Below are 12,450 nucleotides of genomic sequence, written 5' to 3'. Positions count from 1 at the left end.
CTACTTATGACCACTATAAATAGTGGTAACCCCAAAAGTCAGATCCCGATGTTTCACGCGTTCAAAACCTTCACTGGTCAACAGAGTCTTAAAATCTGCCCGATCCGGGAAATGACGCACTGATTCAGGTAAATAGGTATAGGCCGATCTGCTGGACATCATCCCAGCCAGTTTTGGGAGGATATGATCAAAATAGAAACGATACAGGCGACCAAAGAACCATCCTTCTGGTTCTGCAAATTCCAAAATCGAGACGCGTCCACCAGGCTTTAAAACACGATAAAACTCGCTTAAAGCAGAGCTGATCGTCCCCACATTACGGATACCGTAAGAAATACTCAAAGCATCAAAAGTATTGTCCTGAAACGGTAGTTTTTCAGCATCACCCTGGACTACCTCAAACTTGTCATTTAAGCCTCGGTCCCTGATCTTCTTGTTGGCCAACTCCAGCATGTTGAATGAAAAGTCCAGACCAATCACGTGGATATCAGCAGCTTTTAAAGCCGAAAACCCCTGGTCTCCAGTTCCGCAAGCCACATCGAGTAGAAAATGTCCGTCCTGCAAATCCAACGCTTTTACAGATTGTTTGCGCCAGTATAGGTCAAGACCAAGACTGAGAAAATGGTTCAGGAAATCATAGCGCTTGGCGATTCCGTCAAACATTTCCTGTACCTGACCCTTTTTGTCATCACCACTATGTAAAAATTCTGAATCCGGCATATCAATCCTTTATTAATTCATCCGGGACAATTTCATAAGGAGCCATCCTTTTCCAAGGGAATAAGCTTCAATAAGCTCTGCCTTTGCCGTTTTGAAGCAGCCAATCTCAGGTTAATTTCTCAACCAGATGTAGGCGAGATCAATTGGATCTTCCTCGGTTGAATAATATTTCCAACCACGCTCTCTCTGCGGCGTTGCGGTCTCTGCAAGAGAGGCTTTTAAGGCCGCCAAAAGGGTTCTCATGAAAAAACTATCTATCCTGCTGCTAAGCACCCAGCTTTTGCTTTTAACCTGCACCACCGGCCCGGTCAAAGATGATGCTCATGATTATTCAAAGATGGACCGAGCGACCCGGAAAGCCTATCAACGGGTTGACCAATTTCTGCAAAAAGCGATCAAACTCCAGGATCCGGTTGAGATCATCAAACACACCCGCATTGACAGCATTCTCATCGATAAACGATCCAGACGATTAGATATTTATCTAAACAATTGGCTGGCTGCGTTGCCTCTACGTGAAGCAAACACAGCCCTGATCTATGCCGGAATCAAGACCACTCTCGGTCGGAAGTTTAAAAAATACTCAGTTACCATTTTCTCTGGCGAGCAACCCATTGAACAACTTATCCCTAATTTTTACCGAAAAGCCCTAACTGATTATGATCACGCCCGCATGCCAGAGAAGACAGTCAGCTCCCCCTCTTTAGTACGCAACCTAAGCGATCCCTGGAAGATAAACAGGGGTCTTGATGGCCGCCATATTGCATTGTGGCCCAGTCATGGCTGGTATTATGAACAGAAACTGGACCGTTGGGAATGGCAGCGAGCCCGGGTTTTTCAAACCGTAGAAGACCTGCTGCCCATGGGGTTCACCAATCATTATTTGGTCCCCATGCTGGAAAATGCCGGCGCTCAGGTCTTTTTGCCCAGAGAACGTGATGTGCAGACCAACGAAGTGGTTATTGATAATAATACACGTAAAAATTCAAATTCATATCAGGAATATTCAAACTCAAAAAATGCCGCCTGGCGCACCTCCCGCATACATGGTTTTGGCGTTGGAAAACCGCCCTATACCACAGGAATAAATCCCTTTAAGTCTGGTACAGCCCGACAGATAGCGTCGTCTAAACAACCTGAAGCAGGCGTGCGTTGGATACCGGATATTCCCGAAAAAGGTGATTATGCAGTTTACATCTCCTTTGCTGCATCGGATCAGAATGTGACTGATGCCCACTACACCGTCTATCATAGCGGCGGACAAACTGAATTTCTGGTGAACCAGCAAATGGGCGGTGGCACCTGGATCTATCTGGGGAAATTCAAATTTAAAGCAGGTCAGAATGCCGCTATCGGAAAAGTGGAACTGAGCAATCAAAGTCAGACACCGGATAAATTGGTAACGGCTGATGCTGTTCGTTTTGGAGGTGGCATGGGAAATATCGCTCGTAACGGAAAAGTAAGTGGTCGTCCCCGGTTTACAGAAGCAGCTCGTTATTACCTTCAATATGCCGGCATGCCCGATACCCTGGTCTACAACCTTAATGAAGACCAGAAAGATTATAATGATGATTACCAATGTCGGGGAGAATGGGTAAACTACCTGAAGGGAGCTCCTTTTGGTCCCAATCGAGATCGTTTGGCAACAGGCCTGGGAATCCCCATTGATCTGTCGCTGGGGTTCCACACAGATGCTGGCAGGACCCGTAACGACACGGTTATTGGTACGCTTTCCATCTACAGTACTGAAGATTATAACGATGCCATTGTTTTTCCGAATGGTGTGTCACGTCTGGCAAACCGTGATTTTGCCGACATCCTGCAAACTCAGCTGGTAGATGACATCAGGGCAAAATATGACCCGTCCTGGAATCGGCGCTGGCTCTGGGATAGAGGTTATAGCGAAGCCTTCCGACCCAATGTGCCGGCCGCTTTGCTGGAGCTTTTATCCCACCACAATTTTCTGGATATGAAATTTGGCTTGGATCCGGATTTTCGTTTTCATGCCAGTCGAGCCATTTACAAAGCCATGTTAAAGTTTATTTCAAGCCAGTACCAGCTTAGTTATGTGGTTCAACCCCTGCCGGTTAGTCATTTCCAGGCTACCTTATCCAAAGCGGGACAGGCCGTCTTAAAATGGAAGCCCACCAAAGACCCCTTGGAAGCCACGGCAGTAGCCAGGCAATACATTGTGTATACTCGGGTAGAGGACCAGGAATTTGATAATGGTGTTTTAGCAGCCCATCCAGAGTTTGTTTCGGATAAACTTAAGCCGGGAACTATTTACAGTTTTAAAGTCACGGCTGTTAATGACGGGGGTGAAAGTTTTCCTTCGGAAATTCTGCCGGTCTGTGTCCAGAAAAATGACCAGAACCCTGTTTTGATCGTCAATGGTTTTGACCGAATTGCTGCTCCTGCAACCATTGAAACCGGTGAATATCTTGGCTTTGCCAACTTTATTGATCAGGGAGTTCCAGACAAATACGATCTGGATTACACAGGTACTCAATATGATTTTTTAGCTGATTCACCCTGGTTGGATGATGATGCACCCGGACATGGCGCGAGTTATGCCAATCTGGAAACAACCATTATTCCCGGAAACACATTTGATTTCCCTTTTGTTCACGGACAGTCTATCAGGCAGGCAGGTCACGCCTTTATCTCCACCAGTGATGAAGCAGTTATGGATACTGAAATCGATATCACGGACTATCAATATGTGGATCTGGTGTTGGGAGAAGAAAAACTCACAGCTGGACCAAAACCAGCAGTAAAACCACGTTTTCGAGCCTTTCCGAAAGCCCTGCAGTCAAAACTGACCAACTATTGTTCTTCTGGCGGAAATTTATTCATCAGTGGTGCTCATGTTGGATTTGATCTTTTTGAGAACCGCCAGGACTCGCTGGATATTGAATTTGGCCAAAAGGTTTTAAAATATAGTTTCAGGACAAACCATGCGGTTCAGACTGGAGGGGTTCGGCCTGTGGATCAGACTTTTATGCCACGGACAAATGCTTTTGAATTCAACACAACTTATAACCCTGAAATATATACAGTTGAATCACCTGATGCCATCGAACCGGCTGATTCATCATCAGTCACCCTGCTGCGTTATTCTGAAAATAATACCAGTGCAGCAGTAGGATATAAAGGCAAGACAGACATCATTGTTTTCGGTTTTCCTTTTGAGACGATCATTACCTCAGAGAGTAGAGATCAAGTGATGCAGTCAGTTTTTGGGTATTTTGACAGAAAAAAGTAAAACAGCTACATCCAAGAATTACTGGGATACAGCAGTTCAAAAACAACAGAAAGATACACACATGTTTCAAATCGTGAATTAAAAAGGATTCAAAACTAAATTGACAAATTTCTTAAGAAGCAGGAGCGCTAAGTTTCTCTCGCCATTTTGACAGCGTATATTCAATAAGAAGGTAAAGTGAAAATAAAACACAATAAACATACACAATCGTTAGGCAAAAAAAGCAGGTAAATATGCCGGAGGGGACAAAGGGTTGGTTGTGGCCAGATTTGAACTGAAAATAGTATAACAGATTTCCTTTCATCCCGTAACCAAAAGATCAATATTGGTTCCATGCCCCCCCAAAAAACTATCCAGATCATTGCTAAACCAACCGGGCCCCTGTGTAACCTGGACTGCAACTATTGTTTTTACCTGGAAAAAGAACAGTTGTTTAACCGGGATAAATGCAATGGAAATAAAGACTACATGATGTCCCATGAAGTTCTGGAAGCCTATATTCATCAGCAGCTTGAAACTGAATCCGAAGGAGAAAAACACTTCGTCTGGCAGGGTGGGGAACCAACACTACTGGGTGTGGACTACTTCCGTGAGATTGTAACACTCCAAAAACAATATGCAGGTAGAAATAGAATTAGAAACTCACTCCAAACCAATGGCGTGTTGCTTGATGATACCTGGTGCAAATTTCTGGCGGAACATGACTTTCTGGTGGGTATTTCCATTGACGGACCACGAGAACTCCACGATATGTACCGCATCGACAAAGCCGGCAAGCCAACTTTTGAAAAAGTTATGCAGAGCCTTGAGTTGTTGCAAAAATTTCAGGTCGAATTCAACACCCTCACAACAATCCATGATAAGAATGCCGGCTTCCCACTTGAAATCTATCATTTTCTAAAACAGATCGGCAGTCGATTCATCCAGTTTATCCCCATCGTGGAAAGAACCGCGACACATCACCAGGAAGGACCACTGTCGAACCCTGAACCCACCGAAGGGATCGAAGGCTTCGATCTCAGTGAAGAGACCGTGGAATCCCAACAATTTGGAACTTTTCTGAACACTATTTTTGATGAATGGATCCGTCATGATGTGGGACAGGTATTTATCCAAAATTTTGATGTTGCCCTGGAAGCCTGGTCAGGACACCCCTCAAGCCTATGCGTTTTCAGCGAAACCTGTGGTTTGGATCCAGTCATCGAACACAACGGGGATCTATATGCCTGCGACCATTTTGTGTATCCTGAATATAAGTTTGGTAATATTTTGACTGATTCACTGGAAACTGCCATGCAGTCGCCTCAACAGGTAAAATTCGGGCAGGATAAACGTGATACACTGCCATCAGAATGCCACATCTGTGAATATCGTTTTGCCTGTCACGGGGGCTGTCCCAAACACCGCTTTATCAAAACTGAACCAGGACTTAATTATTTGTGCTCTGGATATAAAACATATTTTAAACACATCAATCCATTTATGAAATTCATGGCAAACGAGTTACGTCATAGGCGGCCACCGGCCAATGTTATGTCATGGATCCAGAGATAAGATTGGTTTTTTGATCCACAGATTGCACAGATTTACGCAGAAAAATAGGTGCATATAGAAGCCCACGACTTCAGTCGTGGGATACGGATCATTGAAAAATATACGGATCATTGAAAAATATACGGATCATTGAAAAATATACGGATCATTGAAAAATGCACAAATCATTGAAAATTATGCAGATCATAGAAAAACAGAAAACCGTTTAAGACAAATACCAGCGATGAGGAAAACATGAAAACAACACGTAGAGAATTCATCAAAACCGTTGGGTTGGGCACCACGGTTTTGGCTGTTCCGGGTTTAATGACTCTGGGTTGTCTGAAGAAAACCAGACCCAATATCCTGTTTATCATGAGCGATGATCATGCCGAGCGAGCCATAAGTTGTTATGGTAGTGATCTGATACAGACACCCGGGATTGACCGGATTGCGACAGAAGGCATCCGCTTTGAGAAAAGTTTTGTCACCAACTCGATCTGCGGCCCTAGTCGAGCCACCCTGTTAACCGGAAAATATGCGCATTTGAATGGATTTAAGGATCACCGGGATACCTTTGACGGTAGTCAGGTCACCTTCCCAAAATTACTACAGGAAGTCGGTTATCAGACAGCGATTGTTGGTAAGTGGCACTTGAAATCAGACCCCACTGGTTTTAATACGTGGAATATTCTAAAAGGACAGGGACAGTACTATAATCCCACCTTTATTGAAGAGGGAACAGAGCACAAATATGTTGGTTATACCACTGACCTGATCACAGACAAAGCTATCCAAACTTTGGATAATCTGGACAAAGACAAACCGTTTTGTATGCTGGTTCACCACAAAGCTCCCCATCGGAACTGGATGCCCAACCTGAAACATCTGGAAGCCCTTACAGATGAAGAACTGCCATTGCCTGAAACTTTTTATGACGATTATGCCGGACGACAAGCAGCCGGAGATGCCGATATGCGGATCGATGATATGTATCTATCGTTCGACCTGAAATTGCAGCAGGGATATTACGATCATGAAACAGGGACCGGTGGGAAAGCATCCTATGCAAAGACCGTTGTCAAGACCTGGGAAAACACCTATAATCGCTTAACAGATGAGCAAAAAACAGCCTGGGATGCCCACTATAATAAGCTGAATGAGGAATTCAAGGCTCTGAATTTGGAAGGTGACGAGCTTCTCCAGTGGAAATACCAGAATTATCTCAAGGATTATTTGCGGTGCATTCTTTCTGTAGATGAGAATGTGGGTAGACTCCTGAACTATCTGGATCAACAGGGTTTGACTGAAAATACAATAGTTGTTTATACCTCGGATCAGGGTTTTTACCTGGGCGAACACGGCTGGTACGATAAACGTTTTATGTATGAAGAATCTCTGGGCATGCCGCTGGTAATGCGTTATCCCCAGGAAATTCAAGCCGGACAGGTATCGCAGGATCTGGTCATGAATTTGGATTTCGCCTCCACCTTTCTTGATTTTGCCGGTGTCACCATCCCCGCTGAAATGCAGGGTGCTTCGCTGCGTTCCATCGTAAAAGGGCAGACGACAGACGATTGGCGCCAAACCATTTATTATCACTATTACGAGAATGAACGGGGCTGGCATAATGTGCGAGGTCATTACGGCATCAGGACAGAACGCTATAAACTGATCTATTTTTTCAGGGATAATAATTGGGAGTTATTCGATTTGGAGCAGGATCCCAATGAGATCAATAATGTTTATGCTGACCCTGCCTATGCAGATGTTCTGCTGGAAATGCAGCAGGAACTTAAAGAAACCCGGTTATTGTACGGAGATGAATAACAACATTTCTAGCACATGTTTTTGAGGAATAATTGATACTACTGTTAATCGGCTATTCCTAAGCACCAAACACCTCTTTTAATCGGTTCTGTCAGGCCTAGCTTTACTGCACACTAACAATTACTATAGAATTACCAGGGTTGTTGTTAAGAATTCGCACAGTCGTGAAAGTTGGTGCTAAAAAGATGAACGAGGATTCAATTCAAGATGCAAGCTGCAAGTAGGAGCTGACATGGAAAACACCATTACCCTCTCCCTTTGGAGTTTTATTGTTCTGTTGCTGTTTGCCGCAGTTATGGTTTTGGATCGATTGCTAATGCCGAGCCTGCGTTGGGTTCTGCGCAGGCGGGTTAAAAAGGTCATAGATGAGGTTAGCAGTCGTCTGGATATTAAGATTCGTCCATTTCAACTTACTCGCCGACAAGGTCTGATTGACCAATTGGTCTTTGATGACCAGGTGATCGAAGCTGCTAAAATTTATGGTGCTGAGAACGATATGCCCACGGCCATTGCTCAGGAGAAAGCCAAGCGTTATGCTAGCGAGATCGTGCCGGCTTTTAATGCTTACATTTATTTCCGCTTTGGTTACTGGTTAGCTAGAAAAGCAGCGCGTTTGATCTATCGGGTTAGAGTTGGATTTTTTGATAATGACGGTCTAAGGCAGATTCCTAAGGATACCACTGTTGTGTTTGTTATGAATCATCGCAGCAATATGGACTACATCCTGGTTTCATTTCTCGTGGCTGAAAAAACAGCCATTTCCTACGCTGTGGGAGAATGGGCGCGTATCTGGCCCCTTCAAGGTTTGATCAAATCCATGGGAGCTTTTTTCGTTCGTAGAAATTCAGGTAACTCGCTCTATCGGAAAGTGCTGGAACGTTATGTACATCTGGCCACGCGAGCTGGTGTTTGTCAGGCAGTTTATCCCGAGGGAGGCCTGACAAAAGATGGTAAGTTTCGTCAACCAAGACTCGGTTTCATGGACTATATGCTTCGGGATTACCATCCTGAATATGACAAAGATATCGTGTTTGTTCCAGTTGGGATCAACTATGACCGGGTGTTGGAGGATCGCAGTCTAACCAGGGCGTTGGATTCAGAGGCCTCCAGGCGAAGCATGTGGTTTATCCTAAAGACCACAATAGGCTTTATCTATAAAACAGCCATGCTATCGCGAAAAAATCGCTGGAGCCGATTTGGTTATGCCAGTGTCAATTTTGGGCCGCCAGTTTCGGTCAAAGAGTATTGTAAAGCGCATGAAATCGATTTCAGCCAATACGAGCAGGTCGAGCGGTTTGAGCATGTAAAGGATCTGGCAGATCTGTTAATGAGCAAGATCGGTAAAGTGGTTCCGGTTTTACCGATTGCGCTAATCTCCGAGATCCTGCTCGTTAATCAGGCGATCTGGAAAAGTGAGCTTGAGTTGAAGTCTCAAGCGTCCTTAAGAATAGATGAATTAAAAGCCCGGGGTGCTCCCATCAATATTTCCACCAGTGCCCGTGAAGGGGTCTTGACCAACGCCTTAAGCTTATTGATCGGTCGCGGCTTGGTTCTGGAGGAAAAAAACCTTCTAAAGCCGGCACCAGATTCTCAGGTTCTCCTGGGTTACTATGCAAATTCCATAAAACACTGGCAGGTGTCAGCAAAACAGAAATAGCCTGTTTGATGCAGTCGTAAGCAGGCTATTTTGCCGAGTTGAAAAGGAGGCATTGTGAATATGGTAAATAAAGAATATCAAAATAAAGCCAGAAGACTACTTGAAAATTGGCGGGGTGGAGCTGTCTTCTCAGAAGAAGAGCCATCAGGAGAGCTGTTGGCAGGAATGATCGATCATACCCTGCTCAAACCTGATGCTTCCATAGCTGCAGTCAATAAACTCTGTAAAGAAGCCCGGAAATATAAATTTGCCAGTGTCTGTGTAAATCCAGTACATGTTGAACGCTGTGTACAGAATCTCAAAGATGAGATCGCAACCTGTACGGTTATTGGATTCCCTTTGGGCTCCAACCATACAAACATTAAGGCTGCTGAAGCACAATTAGCAGAACAGCAGGGGGCTAAAGAACTGGACATGGTGCTGAATGTTGGTCTGCTGAAAACTGCAAATTATCAGGATGTCTTTGAAGATATCAAAGCAGTCCGCTTAGCTGGTGCTGAATCCCTACTTAAGGTTATTCTGGAAACCTGTTTGCTCACTGAAGAAGAGATCATAATTGCCTCGCTTTTATGTCGGGAAGCAGGTGCAGATTTTGTCAAAACCTCTACCGGATTTTCCTCTGGCGGTGCTACGGTGGAGAATGTCTCCCTCATGCGTTTTGTGGTGAATGAAGATCTTGGCGTCAAGGCCTCTGGTGGCATCCGGACTCGTGAGGATGCGCAAAAAATGGTTCGAGCCGGAGCTAGTCGCCTGGGAGCCAGTGCTGGTATCAGTATTGTCAGTGAATAGCTGTGTGAATCTGTGGCTAAAAAGAGAGAAAAATGATTAGAGACGGTAAACCAACGGTAAAAAAAGGTCAGGATATTGAGCTGACCATTGAGAGTCTGGCTTTTGGCGGTAAGGGTATGGCCCATGTGGATGGCCTGGCCATCTTTGTAGAACGGGTGATTCCCGGACAGCGCGTCCTGGCGCGCATCTTTAAAAAGAAAAAGAGTTTCGCTGAAGCCTATCCTTTGGAGATTTTAGAAAAGGCAGAGAATGAAATTGAACCGGTTTGTCCCGCTTTTGGCACCTGCGGTGGTTGTCGTCTTCAGAACTTGGATTATGCGGATCAACTCAAGGAAAAGACCCGTCAGGTACGTGACCTGATCCAACGAGTTGGAGGATTTACTGACTTTGAAGTTCCAGAGGCGCTTCCCTCTCCAGATGCCTTTCATTACCGCAATAAAATGGAATTCACCTTTACTGACAATCCCTGGCGGATGCATCCAGAAGACAAGGCTAAACCCATGGGACTCGGTCAGCACATCCCCGGTCGCTTTGACAAGGTGATCAATCTGGATACCTGCTATCTCCAGAAAGAGGTCATGAATGAGATATTAAGGTTTGTTTTTAGTTATGCTGCTGAGCAGAAATGGGAACCCTATAATTCGAGGACCCACAAGGGTTGGGCCAGGAATCTCGTTTTGAGATATGGTGAGCATACCGATCACATTATGGTGAATTTGGTCACCAAAACTTACAACAAACAGCGTATGGATAACTTCAAAGCAGCCATTATGAAGGAATTTCCTCAAATAACGACCTTGATAAATAACATCACAACGAGACTTTCTGATGTAGCTGTCGGTGAGCGGGAAGAAGTTCTGTATGGACCCGGTGTGATCCGAGATCGTTTGGGAGAAGCTGAATTTGAAATATCCTCCAATGCCTTTTTTCAGACCAACACTCGTCAGGCTGAACGTCTTTATGAAGAAGCCCTTAAGGGTGCTGATCTTCAGGGAGGAGAAGTTGTCTATGACTTGTATTGTGGAACGGGGACCATTGCCTTGTTTATGGCTAAGAAGGCCAAGCAGGTCTATGGTTTTGAGTTAATTGCAAGCGCTATTAAAAACGCCCGCAAGAATGCCAAAGAACAGGGCGTTAAGAATGTGGAGTTTGTTCTTGGAGACCTGAAGGATGTATTATCTCAGACTACAGCAAGGATTGAACCGGCTGACGTGATTATTGTTGACCCCCCAAGAGCCGGTCTCCATCAGAATGTCGTGGATGATATTTTAAGGGTAGCTCCTCAGCGGCTGGTTTACGTGAGTTGCAACCCTTCCACGCTCGCTCGTGACTTGAAACTGTTCTGTGAAACCGATTATGACTTACTCAAGGTTCAACCTGTTGATATGTTTCCCCACACCACCCATATCGAGACGGTGGCTCATTTAGTCCGACGATAAATTAGGGAAGCTGTGGCCTCCGAAGCCCTTTACTCTATTGGTGGCAGGGGCCGACTTGCAATTAAAGCGAAACTTTTCTGTCATCCATCCATGAAACAGTTATCTTTTTGCAAGGAAGTATACAGTTAGGGATCGTCATTAAAAGCTCAGGAACGTAATTTTTGAGTTCAAAGCCAATCACAATTAATTTGCCACCAGGATATCTGGAAACCTTAGTGCGTCGCCGCTATAGTGATAGCACAATAAAAACCTATTGTTCATACTTTGGTGACTTCCAGCGAGCTTTTCAGAATAGAAGAATAGAGCATTTGCATCCAACTGATATCAATGGATATTTGTTGGATCTGATAAAAAGAAAACAGATATCATCCAGCCAGCAAAATCAACGAATAAACGCTATAAAGTTTTACTATGAAAAGGTTTTGGGTAGAGAAAAACAGTATTATAAAATAGAAAGACCCAGAAAAGAGAGAAAACTGCCACAGGTGCTTTCAAAGAATGAAATTGGGGGCATTTTACGGAATTGCAATAATTTGAAACATAGGATGATTTTAACACTGTTATATTCGGGAGGCTTGCGCCGTTCGGAGGTTTTGAATCTAAAGATAACAGACATAGAATCAGATCGTGAGTTACTAAAAGTAAGTGATGCTAAAGGGAACAAGGATCGTTACACGTTGTTGTCAGAGAAGATCCTGGAAGATCTACGACAATATTACAGAGAGTACCAGCCTGGTGAATATTTGTTTGAGGGGCAGAGGGGTGGCAAGTATAGCGCAACAAGTGTTGCCAATATTTTAAAGAATGCAGCCAGGAAAGCGGGAATTAAAAAGAGGGTTACCCCTCATATGTTACGACATTCGTTTGCTACTCATTTGCTTGAACAGGGAACGGATTTGAGATATATCCAGGAATTATTGGGTCACAATAGCAGCAGAACCACGGAGATTTATACCCACGTGAGATCTGCGAGAGTAAGAAAAATAAAGAACCCAATAGATGATATTTTGTAAAGAGTGCGGTTATCCCACAGATACCGTAAGGTATCTACAATAGAGATAATGGAAATAAACACAATGCGTTTACACAGACGTTAGCATTCATTAAAGGAAAAACATAAAAAATGAAACAAAAATTTGATAGAAAAATATTTACATTTAGATTGTTTTTAAGTGATTTAAGATTTCTTCTAGTAAAAATTCCACAAATCATAGGAG

The 12,450-nt window shown here is 44.1% G+C and carries 9 protein-coding genes; 7 read left to right on the top strand and 2 right to left on the bottom strand.

Annotation, left to right across the window (positions count from 1 at the left end; all coding sequences use genetic code 11):
- Complete coding sequence (ubiE, locus tag U9Q77_10465) at window positions 1–720, bottom strand: bifunctional demethylmenaquinone methyltransferase/2-methoxy-6-polyprenyl-1,4-benzoquinol methylase UbiE (protein ID MEA3287780.1); 720 nt, start codon at window positions 718–720, stop codon at window positions 1–3.
- Window positions 721–831: 111 nt separating this feature from the next.
- Window positions 832–963 (bottom strand): hypothetical protein, encoded by a 132-nt coding sequence (locus U9Q77_10460; protein MEA3287779.1) that lies wholly within the window; start codon window positions 961–963, stop codon window positions 832–834.
- On the opposite strand from U9Q77_10460, the gene U9Q77_10455 reads away from it, so the two are divergent.
- The 7 genes from U9Q77_10455 (at window position 962) to xerA (ending at window position 12,246) form a co-directional block, all read left to right on the top strand.
- Complete coding sequence (locus U9Q77_10455) at window positions 962–3,985, top strand: fibronectin type III domain-containing protein (protein MEA3287778.1); 3,024 nt, start codon at window positions 962–964, stop codon at window positions 3,983–3,985. The two genes, U9Q77_10460 and U9Q77_10455, sit on opposite strands and share 2 nt — an antisense overlap.
- A gap of 333 nt (window positions 3,986–4,318) precedes the next feature.
- Window positions 4,319–5,539, top strand: coding sequence for an anaerobic sulfatase maturase (locus U9Q77_10450; protein ID MEA3287777.1), 1,221 nt, complete (start codon window positions 4,319–4,321; stop codon window positions 5,537–5,539).
- 234 nt (window positions 5,540–5,773) lie between these two features.
- The gene (locus tag U9Q77_10445; protein ID MEA3287776.1) at window positions 5,774–7,348 is read left to right on the top strand and encodes a sulfatase; all 1,575 of its coding nucleotides are present in this window, start codon (window positions 5,774–5,776) and stop codon (window positions 7,346–7,348) included.
- A gap of 232 nt (window positions 7,349–7,580) precedes the next feature.
- Window positions 7,581–9,005, top strand: coding sequence for a 1-acyl-sn-glycerol-3-phosphate acyltransferase (locus tag U9Q77_10440; GenBank protein MEA3287775.1), 1,425 nt, complete (start codon window positions 7,581–7,583; stop codon window positions 9,003–9,005).
- Between the two features lie 165 nt (window positions 9,006–9,170).
- Entirely contained in the window at window positions 9,171–9,794 is a 624-nt protein-coding gene (gene deoC / locus U9Q77_10435; GenBank protein MEA3287774.1) for a deoxyribose-phosphate aldolase, read from the top strand.
- A gap of 32 nt (window positions 9,795–9,826) precedes the next feature.
- Window positions 9,827–11,233 (top strand): 23S rRNA (uracil(1939)-C(5))-methyltransferase RlmD, encoded by a 1,407-nt coding sequence (rlmD, locus tag U9Q77_10430; GenBank protein MEA3287773.1) that lies wholly within the window; start codon window positions 9,827–9,829, stop codon window positions 11,231–11,233.
- A 161-nt stretch (window positions 11,234–11,394) separates the two neighbouring features.
- Window positions 11,395–12,246: a site-specific tyrosine recombinase/integron integrase gene (xerA, locus tag U9Q77_10425; GenBank protein ID MEA3287772.1), complete on the top strand. Its 852-nt coding sequence runs from the start codon at window positions 11,395–11,397 to the stop codon at window positions 12,244–12,246.
- The last annotated feature ends 204 nt before the right edge of the window (window positions 12,247–12,450 follow it).

It is taken from the genome of Candidatus Neomarinimicrobiota bacterium, assembly GCA_034716895.1.
GTDB lineage: Bacteria > Fidelibacterota > UBA8477 > UBA8477 > JABMPR01 > JABMPR01.
Note: the sequence above shows the minus strand (reverse complement) of the source record. Positions and strands in the feature narration are given on the sequence as shown.

Excerpts from the sequence above, each read along its gene's own strand:
- U9Q77_10445 (MEA3287776.1), top strand. The coding sequence starts at position 5,774 with ATGAAAACAACACGTAGAGAATTCATCAAAACCGTTGGGTTGGGCACC.
- U9Q77_10455 (MEA3287778.1), top strand. The coding sequence starts at position 962 with ATGAAAAAACTATCTATCCTGCTGCTAAGCACCCAGCTTTTGCTTTTA.
- U9Q77_10440 (MEA3287775.1), top strand. The coding sequence starts at position 7,581 with ATGGAAAACACCATTACCCTCTCCCTTTGGAGTTTTATTGTTCTGTTG.
- deoC (MEA3287774.1), top strand. The coding sequence starts at position 9,171 with ATGATCGATCATACCCTGCTCAAACCTGATGCTTCCATAGCTGCAGTC.
- U9Q77_10460 (MEA3287779.1), bottom strand. The coding sequence starts at position 963 with ATGAGAACCCTTTTGGCGGCCTTAAAAGCCTCTCTTGCAGAGACCGCA.
- rlmD (MEA3287773.1), top strand. The coding sequence starts at position 9,827 with ATGATTAGAGACGGTAAACCAACGGTAAAAAAAGGTCAGGATATTGAG.
- U9Q77_10450 (MEA3287777.1), top strand. The coding sequence starts at position 4,319 with ATGCCCCCCCAAAAAACTATCCAGATCATTGCTAAACCAACCGGGCCC.
- ubiE (MEA3287780.1), bottom strand. The coding sequence starts at position 720 with ATGCCGGATTCAGAATTTTTACATAGTGGTGATGACAAAAAGGGTCAG.